Source organism: Ruegeria sp. BB1 (genome assembly GCF_056539465.1).
This window is the reverse complement of the sequence record NZ_JBQFVB010000003.1, coordinates 269,756-293,854: the sequence shown is the minus strand read 5'-3', so window position 1 is coordinate 293,854 and position 24,099 is coordinate 269,756. Positions and strand designations below refer to the sequence as shown.

General features: G+C 55.9%; 29 protein-coding genes. 16 read left to right on the top strand and 13 right to left on the bottom strand.

All coding sequences use genetic code 11. From position 1 onward, the window contains the following. Window positions 1–6: 6 nt before the first annotated feature. The 3 genes from trxA to ACR0AL_RS10810 all read left to right on the top strand — a co-directional run bounded on the left by trxA (window position 7) and on the right by ACR0AL_RS10810 (window position 1,157). A complete protein-coding gene (gene trxA / locus ACR0AL_RS10820; RefSeq protein WP_480662958.1) occupies window positions 7–378 on the top strand; it encodes a thioredoxin in 372 nt (123 codons plus the stop codon). Window positions 379–447: 69 nt separating this feature from the next. Beyond that, window positions 448–798: a Lin0512 family protein gene (locus ACR0AL_RS10815; RefSeq protein ID WP_170376567.1), complete on the top strand. Its 351-nt coding sequence runs from the start codon at window positions 448–450 to the stop codon at window positions 796–798. Then, window positions 795–1,157: a Lin0512 family protein gene (locus ACR0AL_RS10810; RefSeq protein WP_480662956.1), complete on the top strand. Its 363-nt coding sequence runs from the start codon at window positions 795–797 to the stop codon at window positions 1,155–1,157. The genes ACR0AL_RS10815 and ACR0AL_RS10810 overlap by 4 nt, the downstream gene beginning before the upstream one ends. 55 nt (window positions 1,158–1,212) lie before the next feature. Here the strand turns inward: ACR0AL_RS10810 and ACR0AL_RS10805 are convergent, their stop codons facing one another. Continuing rightward, window positions 1,213–1,407: a DUF1127 domain-containing protein gene (locus ACR0AL_RS10805; RefSeq protein ID WP_170349537.1), complete on the bottom strand. Its 195-nt coding sequence runs from the start codon at window positions 1,405–1,407 to the stop codon at window positions 1,213–1,215. 197 nt (window positions 1,408–1,604) lie between these two features. Here ACR0AL_RS10805 and hslV point away from each other — a divergent pair, with 197 nt between their 5' ends. Beyond that, entirely contained in the window at window positions 1,605–2,162 is a 558-nt protein-coding gene (hslV, locus tag ACR0AL_RS10800; protein WP_058283350.1) for an ATP-dependent protease subunit HslV, read from the top strand. Here hslV and ACR0AL_RS10795 read toward each other — a convergent pair. Beyond that, the gene (locus ACR0AL_RS10795) at window positions 2,154–3,395 is read right to left on the bottom strand and encodes an MFS transporter (RefSeq protein ID WP_170349538.1); all 1,242 of its coding nucleotides are present in this window, start codon (window positions 3,393–3,395) and stop codon (window positions 2,154–2,156) included. The genes hslV and ACR0AL_RS10795 overlap by 9 nt on opposite strands. Window positions 3,396–3,587: 192 nt before the next feature. Between ACR0AL_RS10795 and hslU the strand changes: the two genes are divergently transcribed. The 3 genes from hslU (at window position 3,588) to ACR0AL_RS10780 (ending at window position 7,309) form a co-directional block, all read left to right on the top strand. Next, on the top strand, window positions 3,588–4,895 hold the full coding sequence (gene hslU / locus ACR0AL_RS10790) for an ATP-dependent protease ATPase subunit HslU (protein WP_170349539.1): 1,308 nt from the start codon (window positions 3,588–3,590) through the stop codon (window positions 4,893–4,895). A 294-nt stretch (window positions 4,896–5,189) separates the two neighbouring features. After that, window positions 5,190–6,092, top strand: coding sequence for an alpha/beta hydrolase (locus ACR0AL_RS10785; protein WP_367647920.1), 903 nt, complete (start codon window positions 5,190–5,192; stop codon window positions 6,090–6,092). After that, on the top strand, window positions 6,089–7,309 hold the full coding sequence (locus ACR0AL_RS10780; protein ID WP_170349541.1) for an MFS transporter: 1,221 nt from the start codon (window positions 6,089–6,091) through the stop codon (window positions 7,307–7,309). The genes ACR0AL_RS10785 and ACR0AL_RS10780 overlap by 4 nt, the downstream gene beginning before the upstream one ends. Here the strand turns inward: ACR0AL_RS10780 and ACR0AL_RS10775 are convergent. Genes ACR0AL_RS10775 through ACR0AL_RS10765 form a run of 3 tightly spaced genes read right to left on the bottom strand, consistent with a single transcriptional unit; the run spans window position 7,306 to window position 9,589 of the window. After that, a complete protein-coding gene (locus ACR0AL_RS10775; RefSeq protein ID WP_170349542.1) occupies window positions 7,306–7,893 on the bottom strand; it encodes a Smr/MutS family protein in 588 nt (195 codons plus the stop codon). The two genes, ACR0AL_RS10780 and ACR0AL_RS10775, sit on opposite strands and share 4 nt — an antisense overlap. Then, window positions 7,893–8,933, bottom strand: coding sequence for a murein transglycosylase A (gene mltA, locus ACR0AL_RS10770; protein ID WP_170349543.1), 1,041 nt, complete (start codon window positions 8,931–8,933; stop codon window positions 7,893–7,895). Before mltA ends, ACR0AL_RS10775 begins: the two co-directional genes overlap by 1 nt. Then, entirely contained in the window at window positions 8,930–9,589 is a 660-nt protein-coding gene (locus tag ACR0AL_RS10765; RefSeq protein ID WP_170349544.1) for a Tim44/TimA family putative adaptor protein, read from the bottom strand. The genes mltA and ACR0AL_RS10765 overlap by 4 nt, the downstream gene beginning before the upstream one ends. A gap of 107 nt (window positions 9,590–9,696) precedes the next feature. Here ACR0AL_RS10765 and ACR0AL_RS10760 point away from each other — a divergent pair, with 107 nt between their 5' ends. After that, complete coding sequence (locus ACR0AL_RS10760) at window positions 9,697–10,188, top strand: FxsA family protein (protein WP_170349545.1); 492 nt, start codon at window positions 9,697–9,699, stop codon at window positions 10,186–10,188. A 64-nt stretch (window positions 10,189–10,252) separates the two neighbouring features. Beyond that, the gene (secB, locus tag ACR0AL_RS10755) at window positions 10,253–10,750 is read left to right on the top strand and encodes a protein-export chaperone SecB (RefSeq protein WP_170349546.1); all 498 of its coding nucleotides are present in this window, start codon (window positions 10,253–10,255) and stop codon (window positions 10,748–10,750) included. Between the two features lie 27 nt (window positions 10,751–10,777). On the opposite strand, the gene dnaQ is transcribed toward secB, so the two are convergent. From dnaQ to ACR0AL_RS10735, 4 genes are read right to left on the bottom strand one after another with little or no spacing between them, the layout of a single operon-like run. Continuing rightward, a complete protein-coding gene (gene dnaQ / locus ACR0AL_RS10750; protein WP_170349547.1) occupies window positions 10,778–11,500 on the bottom strand; it encodes a DNA polymerase III subunit epsilon in 723 nt (240 codons plus the stop codon). Further along, the gene (gene coaE, locus ACR0AL_RS10745; RefSeq protein WP_480647521.1) at window positions 11,493–12,086 is read right to left on the bottom strand and encodes a dephospho-CoA kinase; all 594 of its coding nucleotides are present in this window, start codon (window positions 12,084–12,086) and stop codon (window positions 11,493–11,495) included. Before coaE ends, dnaQ begins: the two co-directional genes overlap by 8 nt. Next, window positions 12,083–12,916: a shikimate dehydrogenase gene (locus ACR0AL_RS10740; protein ID WP_170361063.1), complete on the bottom strand. Its 834-nt coding sequence runs from the start codon at window positions 12,914–12,916 to the stop codon at window positions 12,083–12,085. The genes coaE and ACR0AL_RS10740 overlap by 4 nt, the downstream gene beginning before the upstream one ends. Further along, entirely contained in the window at window positions 12,913–13,512 is a 600-nt protein-coding gene (locus tag ACR0AL_RS10735) for a Maf family protein (RefSeq protein ID WP_480647524.1), read from the bottom strand. The genes ACR0AL_RS10740 and ACR0AL_RS10735 overlap by 4 nt, the downstream gene beginning before the upstream one ends. Before the next feature lie 404 nt (window positions 13,513–13,916). Here ACR0AL_RS10735 and ACR0AL_RS10730 point away from each other — a divergent pair, with 404 nt between their 5' ends. The 7 genes from ACR0AL_RS10730 (at window position 13,917) to ACR0AL_RS10700 (ending at window position 21,279) form a co-directional block, all read left to right on the top strand. Further along, window positions 13,917–14,366: a CopD family protein gene (locus ACR0AL_RS10730; RefSeq protein ID WP_170361059.1), complete on the top strand. Its 450-nt coding sequence runs from the start codon at window positions 13,917–13,919 to the stop codon at window positions 14,364–14,366. A 122-nt stretch (window positions 14,367–14,488) separates the two neighbouring features. Next, a complete protein-coding gene (rho, locus tag ACR0AL_RS10725; RefSeq protein ID WP_170349552.1) occupies window positions 14,489–15,760 on the top strand; it encodes a transcription termination factor Rho in 1,272 nt (423 codons plus the stop codon). A gap of 30 nt (window positions 15,761–15,790) precedes the next feature. Then, on the top strand, window positions 15,791–17,077 hold the full coding sequence (gene mnmE / locus ACR0AL_RS10720; RefSeq protein ID WP_480662953.1) for a tRNA uridine-5-carboxymethylaminomethyl(34) synthesis GTPase MnmE: 1,287 nt from the start codon (window positions 15,791–15,793) through the stop codon (window positions 17,075–17,077). Between the two features lie 12 nt (window positions 17,078–17,089). Beyond that, on the top strand, window positions 17,090–18,958 hold the full coding sequence (mnmG, locus tag ACR0AL_RS10715; RefSeq protein WP_480662951.1) for a tRNA uridine-5-carboxymethylaminomethyl(34) synthesis enzyme MnmG: 1,869 nt from the start codon (window positions 17,090–17,092) through the stop codon (window positions 18,956–18,958). Further along, window positions 18,955–19,569, top strand: a complete 615-nt coding sequence (rsmG, locus tag ACR0AL_RS10710) for a 16S rRNA (guanine(527)-N(7))-methyltransferase RsmG (RefSeq protein ID WP_170349555.1) — start codon at window positions 18,955–18,957, stop codon at window positions 19,567–19,569. Before mnmG ends, rsmG begins: the two co-directional genes overlap by 4 nt. Then, window positions 19,562–20,365: a ParA family protein gene (locus ACR0AL_RS10705; protein ID WP_170349556.1), complete on the top strand. Its 804-nt coding sequence runs from the start codon at window positions 19,562–19,564 to the stop codon at window positions 20,363–20,365. Before rsmG ends, ACR0AL_RS10705 begins: the two co-directional genes overlap by 8 nt. Before the next feature lie 20 nt (window positions 20,366–20,385). Beyond that, window positions 20,386–21,279 (top strand): ParB/RepB/Spo0J family partition protein, encoded by an 894-nt coding sequence (locus ACR0AL_RS10700; protein ID WP_170411121.1) that lies wholly within the window; start codon window positions 20,386–20,388, stop codon window positions 21,277–21,279. On the opposite strand, the gene ACR0AL_RS10695 is transcribed toward ACR0AL_RS10700, so the two are convergent. From ACR0AL_RS10695 to rph, 4 genes are read right to left on the bottom strand one after another with little or no spacing between them, the layout of a single operon-like run. Then, entirely contained in the window at window positions 21,269–21,622 is a 354-nt protein-coding gene (locus ACR0AL_RS10695) for a YbaN family protein (protein ID WP_170411117.1), read from the bottom strand. The genes ACR0AL_RS10700 and ACR0AL_RS10695 overlap by 11 nt on opposite strands. Window positions 21,623–21,625: 3 nt before the next feature. Further along, complete coding sequence (hemW, locus tag ACR0AL_RS10690; RefSeq protein ID WP_480662949.1) at window positions 21,626–22,780, bottom strand: radical SAM family heme chaperone HemW; 1,155 nt, start codon at window positions 22,778–22,780, stop codon at window positions 21,626–21,628. After that, complete coding sequence (gene rdgB / locus ACR0AL_RS10685; RefSeq protein WP_480647532.1) at window positions 22,770–23,384, bottom strand: RdgB/HAM1 family non-canonical purine NTP pyrophosphatase; 615 nt, start codon at window positions 23,382–23,384, stop codon at window positions 22,770–22,772. Before rdgB ends, hemW begins: the two co-directional genes overlap by 11 nt. Next, entirely contained in the window at window positions 23,381–24,094 is a 714-nt protein-coding gene (gene rph / locus ACR0AL_RS10680) for a ribonuclease PH (protein ID WP_170349560.1), read from the bottom strand. The genes rdgB and rph overlap by 4 nt, the downstream gene beginning before the upstream one ends. Window positions 24,095–24,099 lie beyond the last annotated feature (5 nt).

Below are 24,099 nucleotides of genomic sequence, written 5' to 3'. Positions count from 1 at the left end.
TGGGCGGTGCCGACCCTACGTTCTGTTCCCGAGTTTACCCCATTCAGGAGACAGAATATGTCGACCGTAGCCGTGACCGACGATACCTTTGACGCCGAGGTTAAGAATTCCGAAATCCCCGTTGTTGTCGATTTCTGGGCCGAATGGTGTGGCCCTTGTAAGCAGATCGGCCCCGCCCTGGAAGAGCTGGCCGCTGAATACGGCGACAAGGTGAAAATCGCCAAGGTTGACGTAGACAGCAACCCGAACGCTGCCGCCGCCATGGGCGTGCGCGGTATTCCGGCGCTGTTCATCTTCAAGGACGGTCAGGTCGTCTCGAACCGCGCAGGCGCGGCGCCGAAGGCGGCACTGCAAAGCTGGATCGACGAATCCATCTGATCCAACGTGATCAGCAAGTCATCAAAGGCGCCTTGAACCGGGCGCCTTTTTTATTGCCGGGAGGATCAGATGGCAAAAACACGGGTACTTGTGGAGTTCGGCATGGGGACGTCTTTGCGCCGCGAGGATTATACCGAGGCCGCGCTGCGGGCGATCAAAGATGCACTATGGCACAATTCGGTCAACATGGCCGAGCTGTTCGATTTTCCGAAAGAGGCGATGATCATCGACGCCGAGATTGGGGTTCAGCAGCCCGAAAAGGTGGATCGAGACGCATTGACTGCCATTTTCCCTTATGGACAGCCCAATATCACCATCACTCAAGGTGGGTTGGATATTGAAAAGCCGCATACCGAAGGTCGGACAGTCATTGCCAATGCGGCCATCATCGTTTCTTTCGATATGGAGCCCGTGACATGACCGAAAAACGTATCATTCTGGAAATGGGTACCGGCAACGACCTGTATGGGCAGGATTACACCAAGGCGGCACGCCGGGCGGTGCAGGATGCACTGCATCATTCGTCGATCACGCTGTTCTCAAAGCTGGGTGTGGATCATACCGACATGCGCGTTTGCGTCACGATTGGGGTACAGGACCCTGACCAGGTGGATTGCGATCTTGTTGCCGCCGATCTTCCCCGCGGACGGGCCGAGGTGCGGGCTGTCAAAGGTGGGTTGGATATCGAAGATATTGAGGCCGGCACGAGACATGTGGTGGCAACCGCCGCGATCGAGGCTTTCCTGCCCGACCTGTCCGGCCAATACAAACTGTCCTGACAAAGAAAAAGCCGCTCGGACGAGCGGCTTGCATTCTTTTTGCACTGGGCGCGGATCAGACGTTTCTGATATCCGCGCGGCACAGGCCGATATCTTCCAGCTGTGCGTCGCTCAGCTCCGACAGGGCCTTGCGTGTCTTGCGGGATTCATTCCACGCGATTGCTTTGTCATAGGTTCCGTAGAACGCGTCCACTACGTGCAGAATGGTAGCTGCTCCGAGCGGCGCATGGGTTTTAGCGATGGTTGCCATTTGCGCAGTCCTTATATGTGAAACAGCCGACCCGTTGTCGGTTGTGAGGCTCATGTAGGACGTCAGGCTGAGACTCACAATTGCTAGTCCGGTAACCCCGCATTGCGATTCCTGCATATCTTTTAGGCAGTTCGTGACCTGTTGCGCTGCGGACAGGTCCGGCCCATATAGGACGGCAGTTGAAAACGGAGGCTTTTATGGCGGATAGCGATTTTCCCGGATGGCACGGCACAACCATCATTGGCGTCAAAAAGGGCGGTCAGGTGGTGATTGCCGGTGACGGACAGGTCAGCCTGGGCCAAACCGTGATCAAGGGAACAGCACGCAAGGTGCGCCGCCTGTCGCCCGGCGGGTTTGAGGTTGTCGCCGGTTTCGCCGGGTCAACCGCCGATGCCTTCACCCTGCTGGAGCGTCTGGAAGCCAAGCTTGAGGCCACACCCGGCCAGCTGGCGCGCGCCTCGGTCGAACTGGCCAAGGATTGGCGCACAGACAAGTATCTGCAAAAGCTTGAGGCGATGCTGATCGTCACCGACGGCAAGGACCTGCTGGTGATCACCGGGGCAGGGGATGTGCTGGAGCCCGAACACAACGTGGCCGCCATCGGCTCGGGTGGGAACTTTGCCCTCGCCGCAGCCCGCGCCATGATGGACAGCGACAAACCCGCCGAGGACGTGGCGCGCGAGGCAATGGCAATTGCCGCCGATATATGCGTCTATACCAACGGCAACCTGACGGTCGAGACGATCTCAGGCTAACAGCGCCTTGATCTCTTTTCCTTTCCAGCGCAGGTGCATGCCGACCAGCCCCATCAGGGCCGTTGCGATGACGATGTAATAGGGCAGGCGGATATCAAAGCTCATCAATCCGCCGCCGATCAGAGACATGACACCGCCCGCCAGACAGAAGACAGCGGTGGTCACACCCATGACCCAACCCTGATCGGTCTCGGCAACGGCCGAAGAAAACAGCCCCAACAGGGTTGGGTATGAGACACCGAAAAAGAAATAGAAGAAGAAGACCGGCACGTAACTCAGGACACCGCTGGGGCTGAAGGCAAAACCGAACCCGCAAATCACCATCACCACCAGCGAAGTGTAGATGATCTGGTGCTTGCTGAACCTCTCTTGCGCAGGCTTCACCAGGAAGGTGCTTGAGAACGCCAGCGCAAAACCGATCACCACCATCGCCATGCTACCGCCAATGACTCCGTATCCCCAGGCGCTGGTCAGGAAATTATCAACGAAGACATAGAAGGTGACATTGGCGATCATGAACAGCGCATAGACTGGCAGGATTTTCAGAACCATCGGGTGTTCTCGCACAGCGATCAGGCTGTCGGTCACGTCCCGCGGGCGGAACACAAAAGCCGTACGCTCGGTCCGGGTGTCCTTGAAAAAGGTCAGCACAAGGAAGATGGCGATCAACACCAGAATAAATGCGCCATAAAACGGGGTTTTCAGCGTGGCAAAGCTGCCCAGCAGGTTGGCATCGGACAGAACCGCGCCAATGATTGGGCCGCCGACAAGGCCAAAGCTGACGCCGGTTATGATGTAACCCATGTTGCGGTCGCGATCCGCCGCGTCGGTACTGCCGTCAATCATCGCCGCCTGCGCGATGGGCTGGTTCCCTGCGGTGAACCCGGTGATCGAACGGCCTATGATCAGCAACAGCAAGCTGTTCATATACAGCGCCGCAATGGTCAACGCATACCCTACCAGTGCCCCGCTCAGACAGACCAGCAGCGCATTCTTACGCCCGATGGAATCCGAGACCTTGGACACATAGACCACACCCAGAAACCACGACAAAAAGAAACAACCAATCACCAGCCCGTAATACAGATGGCGGCGACCATCGGGCGTACTCTCGGGCAGGAACCCCGATTTCGTCTCCATGATCAGCGAGTTGATGATGGGAAACACCAGTCCTTGCCCGATCAGGTCCACAAACACCACGAACAGCAAGGTGATCTTGGCAATTTTCGTCACTTTCACACTCCTGACCGTCAACACCTTGAAATCACTGTAACAGAGGGCGCGCGTTTCACCTATGGAAAGCGTTTGCAAACCGGATGGGCCATTGCTAACCAACGCTGCCAATGAAAAGGGCTTGGTTGTTTTCGCGATTGCGGTGATTACCTAAGCCCAAGACTAGCCATGCCGACCGAAAGGACCGCCCCTGTGACCGACCTGACCCCGCGCGAGATCGTCTCGGAACTGGACCGCTTTATCATCGGGCAGAAAGACGCCAAGCGCGCCGTGGCCGTGGCGCTGCGCAACCGCTGGCGGCGCAAGCAACTGACCGATGACATCCGGGATGAAGTCTATCCCAAGAACATCCTGATGATTGGCCCCACCGGTGTCGGCAAGACCGAGATCAGCCGCCGTCTGGCCAAACTGGCCCGCGCGCCCTTTATCAAGGTCGAGGCCACCAAATTTACCGAGGTTGGCTATGTCGGCCGCGACGTGGAACAGATCGTGCGCGATCTGGCGGATGCCGCCATCATCCAGACCCGCGAATACATGCGCGAAGACGTCAAGGCCAAGGCTCATCAGGCCGCCGAAGACCGCGTGATCGAAGCCATTGCCGGTACCGATGCCCGCGAAGGCACGCGCGAGATGTTCCGCAAGAAACTGAAAGCCGGCGAACTGGACGATACGGTGATCGAGCTGGAACTGTCCGACACCTCGAACCCAATGCCGATGTTTGACATTCCCGGCCAGCCTGGCGGCCAGATGGGGATGATGAATCTGGGTGATATCTTCGGCAAAGCGTTTGGCGGGCGGACCGTCAAGAAACGTCTGACCGTTGCCGAAAGCTATGACGCGCTAATCGGGGAAGAGGCCGACAAGTTGCTGGATGATGAAACCGTCAACAGGGTGGCGCTGGAATCGGTGGAACAGAACGGCATCGTGTTCCTGGATGAGATCGACAAGGTCTGTGCGCGGTCCGACGCCCGCGGCGGCGATGTCAGCCGCGAAGGGGTTCAGCGCGACCTGCTGCCTTTGATCGAGGGCACCACCGTGTCAACCAAGCATGGTGCGGTGAAAACCGACCATATCCTGTTCATCGCCTCGGGTGCGTTCCACATTGCCAAGCCGTCGGACTTGCTGCCCGAATTGCAGGGCCGACTGCCGATCCGCGTAGAATTGCGCGCCCTCACCGAAGAGGATTTCGTTCGCATCCTGACCGAGACCGACAACGCCCTAACCCGCCAATACACCGCATTGATGGGCACTGAAGAGGTCACTGTCAGTTTTACCGAGGACGGCATCGCCGCCCTGGCCAAGATCGCAGCAGATGTGAACCAAAGCGTCGAAAATATCGGCGCGCGGCGGCTGTACACAGTGATGGAGCGGGTGTTCGAGGAGCTTTCGTTCACCGCACCTGACAAGGCCGGGTCCGAGATCACCGTCAACGCCGATTTTGTCAGCGAAAACTTGGGCGAATTGACCAAGTCGACGGATCTGAGCCGTTACGTTCTGTAACGTCTTCAGCCGGAAATTGCCGCTGATCCTGCCCCATGTCGCTGGACGTGGGGCAAGAATTCGATAGCTTAGCGCAAAAGGCCGTTAGGACCCTGTTTGATGCGCTACCTGATTATTCTGTTTATGTCTTTGTCTCTGAGCGCCTGTGTTGACAGGACGGTCTCTGAAATTGTGCCGTCAGCTGCGTCCATAGGAACGACGAAAACCGTGTTTGCCAGCACGACCAGGGCCCGCGAAGCAGACGGATCATTTGGTTTCAGGCGCAGTGAAAAACTGCAGTTTCTGGAGACCACCGTGTCCATACCGCCAACACACACGCCGGGAACCCTGAAGTTCTCTTATGCAAATCCCAACCCGCAAAAAGAGTTCGTTCTGGCTGGTGTGACCGAATTGAACGGGCCTCAGGGACTGCGGCAACATCTACGCGGGCAGGACGAAGTGACGATCTTTGTGCATGGCTATAACTCGACCCAAACCGAAACCATCTTTCGCGCGGCGCAGCTGTCGCATGACATTGGTCTGCCCGGATCGATCCTGGTGTATTCCTGGCCCAGCCGTGCGACGGGATATGGATACGCTTACGATCTGGACAGCATGCTTTTTGCCCGCGACGGTTTGGAACAGACCATTCGTGAATTGAAATCGATGGGCGTAAACCGGGTTCTGCTTGTGGCGCATTCCATGGGCAGTGCCCTGACGATGGAGATGATGCGACAAACCGAATTGCAGGAACCGGGTTGGGCCAAAAGAAATATCGAAGGTGTGGTTCTGATCTCTCCTGATCTGGACGTGGATTTGTTCCGTTCGCAGATGGACAGGATCGACAATCCACCCGACCCGTTCATTGTCATGGTCTCGCAAAAGGACAAAATCCTGAACATTTCAGCCCGTCTGCGAGGCACGGATGAGGGCGAACGGCTGGGCAATATCAGTTCGATCAAAACGCTTGAGGACTTTCCTATCAACGTGATCGACACGACCGCATTCAACAGCGATGCCGAATCTTCGCATTTCGTTGCTGCTACATCTCCGGCTTTGCTGGCGATCCTCAACTCGATCCGGCGGGTCAACAATACATTTGGCCCTGACGAGCGTCCGGCTATCGACATTCTGGTCCCCCCCAGCGAACGCAACCCCACAGGCGCGACCGGGATCGTGTTGACGGAAACTGGCCAGGCGCAGGTGTCCAACCCGTGACACGGGTTAAATTGCGTCATTTTCTTTTTCAAAATGCCTCTTGGTTGAGCGCCGGGGTTCTGCTGACGTTTTTGTCCAGCTTTGGGCAGACCTTTTTCATCTCGGTCTTTGCCGGTGAAATCCGTGCAGCGTATGGGCTGAGTCACGGGGCCTGGGGAGGGCTTTATTCTCTGGGTACCACCGTTGCGGCTGTCGTGATGATCTGGGCCGGCGGGTTGACCGATATCTTTCGTGTTCGGGTTCTGGGGCCGTTGGTGCTGGCTGGTTTGACGCTTGCGGCGCTGTCGATGGCGTTGAACAATAGACTGTTCCTTTTGCCTATCGTGATCTTTCTGTTGCGCCTTTTCGGGCAGGGGATGAGTACCCATCTGGCGCAAGTGGCCATGGCGCGCTGGTTCACCGCGACACGTGGCAAGGCGCTGTCGATCGCCTCGCTGGGATACGCGGTCGGAGAGGCGCTGTTGCCGGTGATTTTTGTCGCCGCGATGGTGTTTCTCGACTGGCGATTGTTGTGGGTGGTGGCCGCAGGTGTGACGGTATTGGGTATCCCGGTTCTGATGCGTCTGCTGCGTCTGGAGCGCACGCCGCAAAGCCTGTCAGGGGATCACATTGCCACTGGCATGCAGGATCATCACTGGACCCGGAGCGAGGCGCTGCGCAATTCGCTGTTTTGGTTCATGGTTCCCGCGATCCTTGCACCATCTGCCTTCATCACCGCGTTTTTCTTTCATCAGGTCCATCTGGCGCAGGTCAGGGACTGGCCGCATATTCAACTGGTGGCGCTGTTCCCTGTATTCACCGGCGTTTCGATCCTGTCGATGTTTGCCGCTGGTTGGGCGCTGGATAAATGGGGCACCGCGCGGATCATGCCGTATTATCAACTGCCGATCGGTGTGGGCTTTGCTATTCTCTCGGTCACCAACACCATAACCGGCGCCCTGATCGGCCTGATCTTTCTGGCTCTGACGGTCGGTGCGAACAACACATTGCCTAGCGCCTTTTGGGCTGAGTTTTACGGCACTCGCCATATCGGCGCGATCAAGGCACTGGCGACCGCGGTCATGGTGCTGGGTTCGGCCATTGGTCCAGCTCTAACCGGGGCGCTGATCGACTACAACGTCACGCTTGGTACTCAGTTTATGTGGATCGCTGCGTTCTTTGTTGTAGTCAGCAGTTTGGTCTGGACCGGCATTCACCGCGCGAAAACCGCGTTTTAACGACCCCGGCGCAGATACACGTAATAGGCCCCGTCGCCGCCGTGGCTGATATGGGCGGGTGTTACCTGTAACACAGCCTGCGCCAGCGGTGGGATCGACAGCCAGTGTGGCACCTGATTACGCAGTACGCCGCGTGGGGTCGGAATGGGGCCGGGTTCGTCACGGTCCTTACCCTTGCCCGTAATCACCAGCACCAGCCGCTTGCCCTGTGCCTGCGCCGTCAACACAAACCGCACTAGCGCCGGATGCGCCGTGTCGATCCGCATACCGTGCAGATCAATCCGACCTTCGGGTTTCAGCTTGCCGCGCTTCATCCGTCCAAAAGCCTTGGTGTCCATCTGCACCGGGCTGGCGCGCAGGCTGTCAGTGACCGAGGGCTTCAATGCATGACGCGCCACTTTGGCGGGCGCGGTCTGGCCGATCTCGAACCCGTCCAGCCGCATCTTTGGTGTTTTGGTTGGTTTCGGTTTGGGCAGGGTGGTGGGATGAACCGATTGCGGCAGCTCAGGATGCAGACGTTCAGCCTGTTTGGTGACTTTGCGCCACAGCTCGATCTCTTCTTCGGTCAGTTTGCGCCGGGTCATCAGAACTCATCCGGGATCAGGGCATAGGCGCGTTGGATCGGCAACAGGATCACCATGCGGCCCGGATCTTTCAGACGCCCTGCTGCCTGCCCAGCGGCATCACCGGTGCCAAAGAAGATATCCGCCCGCTGAGCACCCTTGATGGCAGCACCCGTATCTTGCGCGATCATCAATCGGCGCATCGGGTCCTTGCCGTCTTTTTCCACCCAGACCGGAGACCCCAGCGGCGTATATTCAGGATCCGCGGCAATGCTGCGCATAGTGGTGACAGATCGGTTCATCGCTCCCAGCGGGCCAAGTTCGGGCGCAACGCGGGTGACTTCACGAAAGAACACGTAGGAAGGGTTGTGAAGTAACAGTTCAGACCCGGCCTCGGGGTTTTTGCGCACCCAGGCGCGGATCATCTGCGCGCTCACCTCATGCGCGCCTAACGCACCGCGGCGGATCAATTCGGCCCCGATCGACCGATACGGATGCCCGTTCGCGCCGCCATAGCCCACGCGTAAGCCACCACCATCGGGCAGACGAATACGGCCCGAGCCTTGGATCTGCAAAAAGAACAGCTCGACCGGGTCATCAACCCAGGCGATCTCAAGCCCCCGGCCAGTCATAGCATCCCCGGTAAGGATGTCCCGGCGGCTCAGCCAAGGCCCTTCGGCGCGTGCTTCGGGTGGCATTTTGTAGATAGGGTATTTGAACCGGTCGGTCCGGCTGCGCGATCCATCCAGTTCGGGCTCAAAATAGCCGGTGAACAGCGCATCTTTACCGTCTTCAACCAAAACCGGACGGAAGAACAGCTCGAAAAACGCCTGCGCTGCATCCCCTTCATAGGTTCGGGCCACAGCGCAAAGGGCACGCCAATCCGGATCATTCAGATCGCCGCACGTATTCAGAAATACCGAAAGGGCCGCCCCGTGATCGTCAGCGGCCCAGCCCTCAAGGTCATCAAACGACAGGATCGAGCGCGTCGCCTCAGCTCCGGCGGCGCTAGCGGTGGTCATCGCACCCACCAGAAAAAGCGACCGGAGTGCGGCAATCATGCGTCCGTGGCGACAAGCAGCCAGTTCGGATCGTCCGCGCCCATGACACGGGCAAAGGTCCAGCTGTCCTTTTGGCGTTTGACGGTGTTCGGGTTACCTTCGATGATATCGCCGCCGCGATCACGCACAACCGAGGTCAGCTCACCCACGAATTTCATGGTGATCTCGGCCTGATTGGTATCTTTGTCGAATTTCACGTCGGCCAATGTGGTTTCACGCACGCCGATAAACTCGGCCTCGATGGTCAGGCCCTGATCTTCACGCGCGGCCACAACGGACACGAACGTGTCGAACACCTCTTCGGACAGGAAGGGTTGGATTTCGTCCAGATTACCCTTTTCGAAACCCATGACGATCATCTCATAGGCACCGCGCGCGCCCTGCACGAATTCGGTGACGGAAAAGCTGGGCTCGATCCGCTTCATCGCGGCAAGCGTCTGTGCCTGTTCGCTGTCTTCGGCAACATGGTCTGTGATGTCGTAATCAGGACCACCTTCAATCACCTCAAACCCGCGGCGGGCACTGTGCCCGTCGGGTTGTTCCTGAACAGGAGGTTTCTCAAAACCTTCACGCGTACCCAGCACGCTTTTCAGGCGCAGGATCAGGAAAACGGCTATTCCGGCCAGGACCAGCAACTGGATCATCGGTTCGTTCATTTCATCCTCTTTTCAGACCGCGACTTTGTATACGCGGCCTCATGCCACTATGTAGGTGACAGTTCGTGGCAAGTCCACTGCCCGACCACTGGTAAAGGATAACGCATATGTACCTGTTCTTGGCATTTTTATTGGTTCCGATCATCGAGATTGCCCTGTTCATTCAGGTGGGTGGTCTGATCGGCCTTTGGCCAACCCTTGCAATAGTGGTGCTGACCGCTGTTCTGGGCACTGCGTTGGTCAGGACACAAGGTCGCATGGCGCTGGCGAACCTGCAGCGATCCTTTGCCGAGTTGGACGATCCGACAGAACCCCTGGCCCATGGGGCGATGATCCTGTTGTCCGGCGTTCTGTTGCTGACGCCTGGTTTTTTCACCGATGCGGTCGGTTTTGCCCTGCTTGTTCCGGGCATTCGCGTGGCCGTGTTCCGATACCTGAAATCGAAGGTGACGATCACCCAGTTCCAGATGGGCAATGGGGCACAGTTCCGGTCTGGTCCTGCACCATTCGAGCAAGATGACGTGATTGACGGCGAATTCACCGAAGTTCGGCCCCGTCAGGACCCTTCGAAACCATCGAAATGGGTTGAAGGACCGTGACCTGCATTGAGGTGCCGCGCCCAACTTGCTAAGCAGTGTCGAATTTCATTTTTGGAGTAGATCCATGGCCGAAGAAAACGCTGCAGAAAACACGGCAGCCCAAGCCGCCCCCCAGGTACAAATGCGAGTGCTGGGGCAATTCATCCGCGATTTGTCCTTTGAAAACGTGATGGCACAAAAAGGTGTGTCCGGTGACGTTCAGCCCGAAATCGCCGTTCAGGTGAATCTGGATGCAAAAAAGCGCGCGACGGAACATCAGTACGAAGTTGCAGTCAAACTGAACCTCAAGTCGAAAGCCAAAGGACTGGAAGACGTTCTGTTCCTGTGCGAAATCGACTATTGCGGCCTGTTCCACATCGAAGGCGTGGCCGAGGACCAGTTGCATCCGTTCCTGATGATCGAATGCCCGCGCATGTTGTTCCCGTTCCTGCGCCGCATCGTCAGCGATATCACCCGTGACGGTGGCTATCCGCCGGTCAATCTGGACAATATCGATTTTGTCGCGCTGTACCGCAACGAACTATTGCGTCGTCAAGCAGAAGCGCAGAAGGCGAACGCCTAATCGATTTGACCCGCGCCGTGTTTCACCTCAGGCGCGGGTCCACAAGGCGTTTTCGCCCAATTTCTCTACAAATGCTTTATGCGCCGCGCGTTCTTCGTCGGTGATCTTTGATGCCAATGGTGTCGGACGCGCCGCTGGGCGCCAATCGTCCTGACCGCCTGCGGCCGAGGAAGCAGTCGCGGTCAAGCCGAAGTCCGGCTGCCGCCCCCCGATCAGTTCCAGATAGACCTCGGCCAGAATTTCCGAGTCGAGCAACGCCCCGTGTAGCACCCGGTTCGTGTTGTCGATATTGAACCGACGGCACAGCGCATCCAGTGACGCAGGTGAGCCCGGAAACCGTTTGCGCGCAATTGCCAATGTATCCAGCGCCTGATCCATCGGAATCGACGGCAAACCCATCCATTTTAGCTCCGCATTCAGGAATTTCATATCGAAGGATGCGTTGTGGATCACCAGTTTCGAATCCTGGATGAAATCAACAAACCCCTGACCAACCTTGGCAAAGACCGGCTTATCCTTCAGCGTCACCTCACCCTTTTCCGGCGGGCGCGGATTTTCCAGCAGGTCGGGGCCAATCCCATGCACGCCAAACGCCTCTTCCGGCATGGATCGTTCAGGATTGATATAGACGTGATAGGTCTCGCCCGTGGCGACGTGATTCCACAACTCAACCGCGCCGATCTCAACAATCCGGTCGCCGCTTTCGGGATCAAACCCCGTGGTTTCGGTATCGAGTACAATCTCACGCATCTGCTATCCCCGCCCGTATTTGCCTGACCACATCCTGCACCTGCGCGCGGGCGTGGTCCAGAGTATCGGTCACGATCACATAATTTGACCGCGCGCATTTTTCGTCATTCGGCATTTGCTTGGCGCGGATCTGTTCAAACTGTGCATCAGTCATCGTACCGCGCGCCATCACGCGACGCTTTTGTTCGTCCGCCGGGATCGAGACACAGGCCACCGCATCCATCGCTGCATCACCACCGGTTTCAAACAACAGGGGGATGTCGAACACCAGAATATCCGCGGTCGCGTATTCCCGAAAAATAGCGCGATCTGCGGCAACAAGCGGATGTACGATGGCCTCAATCTGTTTCAGCGCGGCTGGGTGCTGCGCGATGACTTGTTTCAGGGCGTCACGACTGACAGACCCATCGATGATGGCATCTGGAAAAGCAGCGCGCATCGGCGCGACGGCCGCTCCTTCCCTTGAATAGAGTCTATGTACGGCTGCATCCGCATCCCACAGCGCACAACCTTCTTCGACGAACATCTGCGCCGTGGTGCTTTTGCCCATCCCGATCGAACCGGTTAAACCAAGCGCGAAACTCATCCCAAAACCGCCGCGCGCAGGTCATCGGTGACCTCGGGGCGGGTGCCGAACCAGCGTTCAAAACCGGGCACCGCCTGATGCAGCAACATGCCCAGACCATCGACCGTGGTACAGCCTGCTTCCTCAGCCGATTTCAGAAGATGCGTTTGCAAAGGTGCATAGACCAAATCAGTCACAACCGCACCCGCTTGCAACCCATCCAAGGGCACCCTCAGTTCCGGTTGTCCCTGCATGCCCAATGAGGTCGTATTGACCACCAGTTCAGCTTCTTCAATGACATTGCCGGCCTGTAACCAATCCACAACGGTGATGCGGTCGCCAAATTCATCTTTCAACTGATCCGCCCGGACGCGCGTGCGGTTGGTCAGCATGATCTGGGGCACGCCCGCGTCCAACAAACCCTGCAACACCGCCCGTGCTGCGCCACCCGCACCAAACACCACCGCCGGGCCATCCGACGGAACCCAATCCGGCGCGCCGCTGCGCAGGTTCTGCATAAACCCATAGCCATCGGTGTTGTCCGCGTGGATTGTGCCATCATCTTGAAACACCAAGGTATTTGCCGCCCCGATGACCGATGCGCGTTCCGATACGTGATCGGCGATACGCAACGCCGCTTCTTTGTGGGGCACGGTCACATTCGCCCCGACAAACCCCGCCTTCGGCAGGGTGCGCAAAACCGTCTCAAGATCCTCGGGCGCTACGTCTACGGGGATGTAATGCCCGGCCAGCCCATATTTCTTTAACCAATGGCCATGCAGTTGGGGCGACTTGGAATGCGCAATCGGGTGTCCGATTACTCCGGCCAGCGGTATTCGGTTATGTGTCATTGGTCGATCACCCCTTTGACGGCCAGAAAATTGAGCAGTTCCAACAGGGGCATACCCAAGACATTAAAATAGTCGCCGTCAATGGTGGCGAACAGGCGCACGCCTTCTTCTTCCAGCTTATAAGCCCCCACCGCGTGCCGGATACTGTCCCAATTGCGGTCGATATAGTCGCGCAGGTACGCGTCCGAACTCATCCGCATGCGCAAACGCACCTGCCCGACATGGCGCCAGATCGGCTCGCCATCCAGATAGATCACCGCCGCCGACAACAGCATGTGCCGCTTGCCCCGCATCGCCTTGAGCTGCGCCAGCGCCTCCTGGGGCGTTTCCGGTTTCGACAACAGCTTCCCATCGAAATCCAACACCTGATCGCACCCCAGAACCATCGCACCTGGTTTTTTGTCGCTGACCTTGCGCGCCTTCATCTCAGCCAGTGCATCGGCGATGTCCCGAGGGGATGCTTCCTCAGCCAGCAACGCGCGTTTCATGGTATCCTCATCCACGCGCGCGACCTGAACGGAAAACGGCACGCCTGCGTTTTCCAGTAGCTGCGCACGTATGGATGAGCCTGAGGCCAGGATGATGGGGACAGACATGTGGACAACCCCGTGTGCAAATCGTTGAGCGTTCTTGAATGGTTTGTATGGTTTTCCGATTGACACGCAACCCCGGGATATTCGCGCAGATCTTCCCTGAGTCGCTCGAACGCTGTCCTTCCGGGACAAGGATAAGTCGGAATGACGGGATAAGCGGGAACTCCACATATACTCAGAAACTTATCCCCAGAGCATCTTTTACAGACATACCTTAACACACTGATTTAATTATATTATTTTTACTATTAACAGAATCATCGCTTTGACGCGTAAAAATGTCCACCTGGGGAAAACACATGTGTAAAAAAGTAATCCACGAATTTTGTTCACCCTACAAAACCATCTTCCTTTTTCTTTTCTTATTTTTTTATTAGGGAGAGTTCCGAGCAACCCCCGGAGACAGGATGACCGATCTTCTTTTCACGATTTACCCGTGGGTGAAGTCTTTACATATCATGGCCGTGATCTCGTGGATGGCCGGTTTATTCTATTTGCCCAGACTGTTCGTCTATCACGTAGAAAAGGCGCAAGCCGTCGATGGTGCCGAAACCATTTTCTTTGAAATGGAAGAAAAACTGCTGCGCGTGATTATGCGCCCGGCAATGATCGTGGCGTGGGTGTGTGGCCTGATCATGGTATTCACACCAGGCATTGTCGGTTGGGATTTTGCATGGCCCTGGATTAAAGGTTCTGCCGTGATCGGCATGACCTGGTTCCATCACTGGCTGATGGCGCGGCGCAAAGACTTCTTAGAGGGCCGAAATACGCTCACTGGGCGCCAGTACCGCATGATGAATGAGGTTCCCACCATTTTGATGGTTGCCATCGTTCTGGCGGTCATTTTGAAATTCTGAGGGCCTGTTTGACTCCGCAGTCAGCCGCGCTTATGTAGAGATCAACACGCCCGTCCGGGCGGCGTATCTTCCGTACTGAAATTCCACTTCGTGCCGCGATGCCTGCGGCGAAGGTATATATCATGACAACTGACACCCTGAATCTGGCTGACCTTAAGGCCAAAAGCCCCAAAGACCTTCTGGCGATGGCCGAAGAGCTGGAAATCGAAAACGCCTCGACCATGCGCAAGGGCGAGATGATGTTCCAGATTCTGCGTGAACGCGCCGATGAAGGCTGGACCGTTGGCGGTGATGGCGTGCTTGAAGTGCTGCAGGACGGCTTTGGTTTTCTACGTTCACCCGAAGCGAACTATCTGCCGGGCCCAGATGACATCTATGTTTCACCGGATATGATCCGTCAGCATTCGCTGCGAACCGGGGATACGGTCGAAGGTGATATCAAGGCACCGGATGAGAACGAGCGGTACTTTGCGCTGATCAAAGTCACCAAGATCAACTTTGAAGAGCCTGAAAAAGCAAAACACAAGATCCTGTTCGACAACTTGACGCCTTTGTATCCCGATGAACGTCTGAAGATGGAGATCGAAGATCCCACCATCAAAGATAAGTCGGCCCGGGTGATTGATCTGGTCTCACCTATCGGTAAAGGACAGCGGTCTTTGATCGTGGCGCCGCCGCGGACTGGTAAGACGGTGATCTTGCAAAACATCGCGCATTCGATCGAACAGAACCACCCGGAGTGCTATTTGATCGTTCTGCTGATCGACGAACGCCCCGAAGAGGTGACCGATATGCAGCGTTCAGTAAAGGGTGAGGTTGTGTCCTCGACCTTTGATGAACCTGCAACACGCCACGTCGCCGTATCCGAGATGGTGATCGAAAAAGCCAAGCGTTTGGTCGAGCATAAACGAGATGTTGTTATTCTTCTCGATTCAATCACAAGACTTGGTAGGGCGTTTAACACCGTGGTCCCATCATCCGGTAAAGTTCTGACCGGTGGTGTGGATGCAAACGCTCTGCAACGGCCCAAGCGCTTCTTTGGTGCTGCGCGGAATATCGAAGAGGGCGGATCGCTGACGATCATCGCAACCGCGTTGATCGATACCGGCAGCCGGATGGACGAAGTGATCTTTGAAGAATTCAAAGGCACGGGTAACTCGGAAATCGTTCTGGATCGTAAGATCGCAGACAAGCGCGTGTTCCCGGCGATCGACATCCTCAAATCCGGCACCCGGAAAGAGGACCTGCTGGTCGACAAAGGTGATCTGGCCAAGACCTTTGTTCTGCGCCGTATCTTGAACCCGATGGGCACCACTGATGCGATCGAGTTCCTGCTGTCTAAGTTGAAGCAGACCAAGACCAACGGTGAGTTCTTCGACTCGATGAATACCTGATACAGGTCTTAACCGACGCGAGGCCTTCGAATGGATACGATATTCGCCTTGGCCAGCGCCCAGGGTAAAGCAGGGGTGGCGGTCATCCGCCTCTCGGGCCCTTTGGCGCATTCAGCCGCAGCCGACCTGACCGGCAGCCCGCTACCGCCCCGCGGTATGCGGCTTCGGTCTTTGTGTGCAGCTGATGGGTCGCGCTTGGATGATGGGTTAGTTCTGACCTTTCAGGCCCCGGCGAGCTTTACCGGTGAAGACGTCGCAGAGTTGCAGATACACGGCAGCACGGCTTCGGTTAATGCGGTAATGCGCACTTTGTCCGATACGGTTGGGTTGCGGCTTGCGGAACCCGGGGAATTCACGCGCCGTGCATTGGAAAACGGCAAGATGGACCTGACGCAGGTCGAAGGTCTGGCCGATCTGATCGATGCCGAAACCGAGGCGCAGCGTAAACAGGCCCAGACCATTTTAGCCGGAGAGCTGGGTGGCTTGGCCGAACGCTGGCGCCGTGACCTGATCCGGGCGGCGTCTCTGCTGGAAGCCGTGATAGATTTCGCCGATGAAGAGGTTCCAACCGACGTGACACCTGAGGTCTGCACATTGGTGACCGGAGTCATGCAAGACCTGCAACGCGAAGCGGACGGTGTAAAAATTGCCGAATGTATCCGGACCGGGTTCGAAGTTGCCATTGTTGGCCTTCCAAATGCAGGCAAGTCCACCTTGCTGAATGCGTTGGCGGGTCGAGAGGCCGCGATCACGTCGGAATATGCCGGCACAACTCGTGACGTTATTGAAGTTCGCATGGATCTCGGTGGTTTGCCTGTGACTTTGCTGGACACCGCAGGGTTGCGCGAAACCGAAGATCACGTTGAAAACCTTGGAATTAATCTGGCCCGTAAACGTGCGGACGCGGCTGATTTGCGGGTATTTCTGACCGAAGACCCGTCAGACCTTGGTGTTCCCATGGTCGAAGGTGACATTCAGCTTTTTCCGAAATCTGACCTGCGCGGGGATGATAAGGGCGGGATTTCCGGGAAAACCGGTCATGGAATTGATCAGTTAATTTCCCATATATCGTGTGTATTGGGTGAGAGATCCACAAGCCATGGTATTGCAACCCGTGAACGCCACCGAGTCGCACTGAATGAATCCAAGGCAGCTTTGGTCGCGGCGATGACAGTTCTGGAATCAGGCCCGGACCTGTATGATATCGCGGCAGAAGAGTTGCGGACGGCTATCCGCGCCCTTGAAACATTGGTCGGCAGAATAGGGGTCGAAGACCTTTTGGATGAGATATTCTCCAGTTTCTGCCTGGGTAAGTAAGGAGTGTTTCACGTGAAACATTCAAAGTTCGATGTTGTTGTGATTGGCGCCGGACATGCCGGAACCGAGGCCGCCCATGCCGCTGCACGCGTGGGGGTTGAGACGGCATTGGTGACGCTGTCTGCGTCCGATATTGGAGTGATGTCCTGCAATCCTGCCATTGGGGGTTTGGGGAAAGGCCACCTGGTTCGCGAAATCGACGCGATGGATGGTGTCATGGGCCGCGTTGCGGACCAGGCCGGTATTCAATTTAGATTGCTGAATCGCCGCAAAGGCCCAGCTGTGCAGGGCCCAAGGACTCAGGCAGACCGGGCACTGTATCGTGATGCCATGCAGAAAGTGACACAGGCGCAAGAGCATTTATCCGTGGTGGTCGGGGAGGTCACAGATTTTCTGACAGTTGGACCTCGTATCGTCGGAATACAATTGGCAGATGGGTCCGAGATTCATGCCTCGGCCGTGATACTTACATCCGGGACCTTTCTGCGTGGTGTGATTCATATCGGAGACGTTTCCCGACCCGGCGGGCGAATGGGGGACCGACCTTCTGTCAAACTGGCAGAGCGATTGGACAGCTTAAACCTTCCAATGGGGCGATTGAAAACAGGTACACCACCCCGGTTGGACGGTCGAACCATTGATTGGTCAGATCTAGAGCGGCAGGATGGAGACGAAGATCCGACGCTATTCTCGTTTTTATCTGAGTCAGCTGTCGCACCCCAAATCTCGTGCGGAATAACGCATACGAATGCGCGTACACATGAGATAATTGAAAAAAATCTGTCACGGTCGGCAATGTATGGCGGTCATATTGATGGGGTCGGGCCCAGATATTGCCCTTCGATTGAGGATAAGATTGTTCGGTTTGCCGAGAAAGAATCCCATCAGATTTTCCTTGAGCCTGAAGGGATCCATGATCACACGATCTATCCAAACGGGATCTCAACTTCGCTTCCGCAGGACGTCCAGCATGATTATGTGCGGTCGATCAAAGGTCTGGAAAAGGCGGAGATCCTGCAACCGGGCTATGCAATTGAATATGACTATATTGATCCCCGTGTTCTGACGTCGTCCTTGTCCTTGCCTGATGCCCCGGGGCTATATCTTGCCGGACAAATTAACGGGACTACAGGATATGAAGAAGCAGCCGCACAAGGGCTTGTCGCTGGTCTGAATGCAGCACTCGCTGTCCTGGATCGGGAACCCGTTCATTTCACGCGTGCTGACAGCTATATAGGCGTTATGATCGATGACTTGACTACGCGAGGGGTTGCAGAACCTTATCGGATGTTCACCTCTCGGGCAGAGTTCAGGTTGTCTCTTCGGGCTGATAACGCTGATCAGCGATTAACACCTCTTGGAATTGACCTTGGATGTGTTGGTGATACGCGGGCTGAAAGATTTCATGAAAAGATAGAGAAACTTACAGCTGCTAAGTCAATTCTGACAGACCGGACTTATACACCAAAGGAGGTCCGTGCAGTTGGAATCAATGTCAATCAGGACGGAAATCGCCGAGATGGCATGGCTTTGCTGGCTTTTCCTGATGTTACGTTCAATGATCTGATTCCGCTTGAGGCGGGTTTGCAAGATATTGAGGAAGATATCCGAAGCCAGGTCGAACGGGATGCGCTTTATGCAAATTATATTGCGCGCCAGAAAAAAGACGTTGAAGCCATGAAACGCGATGAATCCTATGAAATACCACGCGATTTCGATTATTCGGCGTTGGAAGGCCTGTCCTCTGAGATGAAACAAAAACTGTCTGAGGTAAAGCCTATCAATATTGCTCAGGCCGGGCGGGTAGAGGGCGTGACGCCCGCCGCTTTGACCCTACTGCTGGCCAAGTTGAGGCGAGAGCAAAAGGTCCGAAAGGCATGAGCTATGAGGTATTTAAAGGTTTAGATGTTTCACGTGAAACATTTAGCCGTCTTGAAACCTATGTAGAACTGGTTCGGCGCTGGAATCCCAAGATAAATCTGGTGTCGCGCAACAGCCTGAATGACATCTGGTCACGGCATATTCTGGATTCAGTGCAGGTATACCGGTGTTCGGATGTGTTCCATAATTGGGTAGATTTGGGCAGCGGCGGTGGTTTCCCTGGCATGGTTTGCGCGATCATGGCTATAGAGGAAGCGCCAGAGGCGCGATTTACATTTGTAGAAAGCGATCAGCGTAAATCTGCCTTTCTGCGTAGCGTTGCACGGGAATGCGGGGCAAACTGTTCTATTGTTTCAAAAAGGATCGAATCCGTAGACTCTCTGAATGCGGATATTTTGTCTGCCCGTGCCCTTGCGGATTTGTCCACGTTATTGTCCTTTTGTGACAGGCATTTAAAAGAGTCCGGTACGGCGCTGTTGCCGAAAGGCGCAAGCTGGAAAAAAGAGTTGAATGACGCGCGCAAGGAATGGAATTTCGACTGTGAGCCGATTACAAGTTTAACTGAGCCCCAAGCTGTTATTCTAAGGATCAAAGGAGTATCGCGTGGTTGATCTGTCTCGTCCCTCAGGGCCCCGGATAATTGCGGTCGCCAATCAAAAGGGTGGGGTGGGAAAAACAACAACTGCGATCAACCTTGCGGCCGGTTTGGCAGAAGCAGGAAGCAGGGTTCTTGTGGTGGATCTGGATCCACAGGGGAACGCGTCAACCGGTTTGGGTGTTGAGGACAGGGATTGGACCACATACGATTTGATCCTGGACGATGCACCGCTTGAAGCTGTGGTACAAGAGACAGAAATTGGCGGGTTGCTGGTAATACCGGCAACCGTTGATCTAAGCTCGGCGGATATCGAACTGATTTCCAATGAAAAACGCAGCTATTTGTTGCATGACGCCCTGCGTCAGACCTCGATCGACCAGTTTGAGCTTGATTTTGTGCTGATCGACTGCCCGCCATCTCTGAACTTGCTTACCGTGAATGCGATGGTAGCCGCCCATTCCGTTCTGGTTCCCCTGCAAAGTGAATTCTTTGCGCTGGAAGGGCTATCGCAGTTGATGTTGACGATCCGAGAGGTTCGGCAAACTGCGAATCCGGACCTGAGAATCGAAGGTGTTGTGTTGACCATGTATGACAACCGCAACAACTTGTCCCGTCAGGTTGAAAAGGATGCACGTGACAATCTGGGTGAGATGGTATTTAAAACCAAGATACCCAGAAATGTGCGGGTCAGTGAGGCGCCGTCATACGCCTTGCCGGTGTTGCAGTATGACTCGGGATCGTTGGGTGCGATGGCGTATCGACATTTGGCGCGTGAAGTCATTCACAAGAACAAAAATGCCGCTGCCTGAGCGGCAGTGAGGAGGGCGCAGTGGCCGTCAAAAAATCAAAACCCAGAGGTTTGGGCCGGGGACTATCTGCCCTGATGGCAGATGTAACGCAGGAAGCCGAAGGTCTGGTGACTACAGAACCGCGTCGTCCGGACATGAAAGTTCCGATTGAAAAGCTGCAGGCCAATCCAAACCAGCCGCGCCGTACATTCTCAGCGGATCAATTGGATGAACTGGCAGCCTCTGTCAAAGAAAAGGGCATTATTCAACCGTTGATTGTGCGGGAAATCAGCAATGGCGGATATGAAATCGTAGCCGGGGAACGGCGTTGGCGCGCTGCTCAGATGGCGCAGTTGCATGATATTCCGGTTATTGTGCGTGAGTTTGACGACACAGAGGTGTTGGAAGTCGCCATTATAGAAAACATACAGCGGGCTGACCTGAATGCGGTCGAAGAAGCTGCTGGCTATAAGCAGTTGATGGACCGTTTCGGGCATACTCAAGAGAAGTTGGCCGAAGCCTTGGGGAAAAGCCGCAGTCATATTGCGAACCTATTGCGCTTACTGTCGTTGCCCTTGGACGTTCAGACGCTGGTCATCGAAGGTAAGCTGTCTGCTGGGCACGCACGAGCGTTGATAACGGCCGAAAACCCATCAGAACTGGCGAAAATCGTAGTACGGGATGGGCTTTCGGTTCGCGCAACCGAAGCGCTGGTGAAAAAACAACAGGCAGATCCGGCGAAAGCTGCCCCGCGTTCCCGAAACCTGGATGCGGGTAAAGACGCTGATACGCGAGCCTTGGAAAAAGATCTGTCGGCAATTCTGGCGATGAAAGTTGCGATCAATCACAAGGCTGGATCAGAAACCGGGCAAGTGGTGCTGACCTATGAAAACCTGGATCAGTTGGACGATCTGTGCGCCAAGCTTAGCCGTTAGGCCGGGTCCAGATAAATAACATCACTGCGCCCAAAACCACGGCCTGAATGATCAGGACATGAGACGGCAGGGACAACAGAACCGATAGCCCGAACACGGCGGCAACCGAAATGGTGGCCGCCTTTTTTGCCCCAGGTCGGATAGCGCCGGACGTTTGCCAGTCAAGGATCAACGGGCCGAAAGTGCGATGTGTAATCAACCAGTTGTGCAGGCGAGAAGACGACCGTGCAAAGAAAAACGCGGCCAGCAGCAAAAAAGGAACAGTAGGCAATAAGGGCAGAACGATGCCGACCACCGCGAAGCCAACGCAAATCAAACCCAGGGTGGCCCAAACATATTGCATCATCTATCCCAAAAGTTCCCTGATCACCGCATTTAAAACGGCGCGCCCATCTTTGGTGGCAATCAATCGGCCATTTGTCTGTTTGATCATCCCAAATTCCGTCAGATCGGCCAATTTGTCCTGCGGCAACGGGTGATCTGCCAGGGCATTATATCTATCAATATATAGACCCTCTACAACTCTTAACCCCATCATAAGGTATTCTTTGGCCTGCTCTTGCGCTGATAGGGGCGAGCGTTCTTTTTCTCCGTTGCCTTTTCCGACAGCAGTTAGCCAAGCGTTTGGGGACAGGTAGGTTTCTGTAGCCAGTTTTTGACCATTCAAGGTGACGCGCCCATGGGCACCAGGCCCGATGCCGACATAGTCGCCATAGCGCCAATAGATCAGGTTGTGCTGTGATTCAGCGCTGGGGCGTGCGTGGTTGGAAATCTCATAGGTCAGCAGGCCATGTGCCTCGCAGATGTCCTGTGTTTCCAAATACATGTCGGCAGCGCTGTCATCTTCGGGTAGGCCACGCAGTTTACCAACGGCATAGCGATCCCCAAAGGCGGTTCCGTTCTCGATGGTCAGCTGGTACAGCGACAGGTGGTCGACAGCCATCGAAAGGGCTTCGGTCAGTTCGGCTCGCCAGTCTTCGGGGGTTTGGTGTTGGCGGGCGTAGATCAGGTCAAAACTGACCCTATCAAAGCAATTTCTGGCAATATCAAAGGCAGAACGTGCCTCAGCCACAGTGTGAATGCGACCCAATCGACGCAAATCTTCGTCATTAAGCGCCTGAACCCCCATCGAGATGCGGTTCACCCCGGCGTCCCGATATGCGGCAAAACGGCCAGCCTCGACCGAGCCCGGATTGGCCTCAAGCGTGATTTCCATGTCATTGGCCGGATGCCAGAGGGCCCGGGCCTGATCGATCACAGCGGCGACAGTGTCTGGGTCCATTAACGACGGCGTGCCGCCGCCGAAAAAGATCGTGTTTAAAACCCGGCCTGGTGTTTCGGCAGCCGTGCGGCGCAGCTCATCCAAATATGCATTAACCCATTGTTTTTGATCGATATTACGTGAAACATGGCTATTGAAGTCGCAATAAGGGCACTTGGCCTCGCAAAAAGGCCAATGCACGTACAGGCCGAAGCCCCCGTTGCGCCAATCATCCGCCAAAGCAGCCCTTCACGAACATTTCCACAGCGCGGCCGCGATGGCTGATCTTGTTCTTTTCCCAGCGATCCATCTCGGCAAAGGTAATGTCGTACCCGTCAGGGACAAACATTGGATCATAGCCGAACCCGTCCTTGCCACGGATGGGCCAGACCAGTTGACCAGGGGCGATGCCTTCGAATACCTCGTCATGCCCATCGGGCCAGGCCAGTACCAGAGTGCATCGGAACTGCGCCGTGCGGGGATGGGCGGCGCCTTTAGCCTCTAGCTTATCGTGGGCGCGGGTCATGGCCATCAGGAAATCGCGACCATCACCGGTTTCGGCCCAATCAGCGGTGTAAACACCCGGAGCGCCATCCAGCGCATCAATGGTAATCCCGGAATCGTCCGACAGGGCAGGCATGCCAGTGGCTTGGGCGGCAGCATGGGCCTTGATCCGGGCATTGCCGACGAACGTGTCCTCAGTTTCATCCGGTTCGGGCAGGTCCATCTCAGCCGCGCCAACAACGGTCACGCCGAAGGGTTCAAGGAGATGTTTCATCTCCTCAAGCTTTCCCTTGTTGTGCGTGGCCACCAGCAGCCTGTTGCTGTCGAACTTGCGGGTCATGCGGTTGCGGCTTTCTGGGCTGCGGCCAGCTCGGCCACACCTTTTTCGGCCAGATCCATCAGCTGATCCATCTGCGCGCGGCTAAAGACGGAACCCTCGGCGCTCATTTGCACTTCGATCAATTTGCCCGAACCGGTCATGATGAAATTGCCATCCACGCCTGCTTCGCTGTCCTCTGGGTAGTCCAGATCCAGTACGGGCTGGCCGGCATAAATACCGCAAGAAACCGCTGCAACAGGGTCTATCAACGGATCCGAGATTACGTCCCCGGCCTTCATCAGTTTGTTCACCGCCAGCCGCAGTGCAACCCAACCACCAGTGATCGAAGCACAACGAGTGCCCCCATCGGCTTGGATCACATCACAGTCCACAGTGATCTGACGCTCGCCCAGGGCTACCCGGTCCACACCGGCGCGCAGGGCACGACCGATCAGGCGCTGGATTTCAACGGTGCGCCCACCTTGCTTGCCCGACGCCGCCTCGCGCCGCATCCGAGTGTTAGTGGCGCGGGGCAGCATACCGTATTCAGCCGTAACCCAGCCCAGGCCCGAGCCTTTGATGAAGGGGGGTACGCGATCCTCGATCGTGGCGGTGCACAGTACATGGGTGTCACCCATTTTGATCAGGCAGGAACCTTCGGCATGTTTGGTGAACTCCGTTTCGATTGAAACGGCGCGCATTTCGCTTAAATCTCGTCCTGAGGGTCGCATGGAAA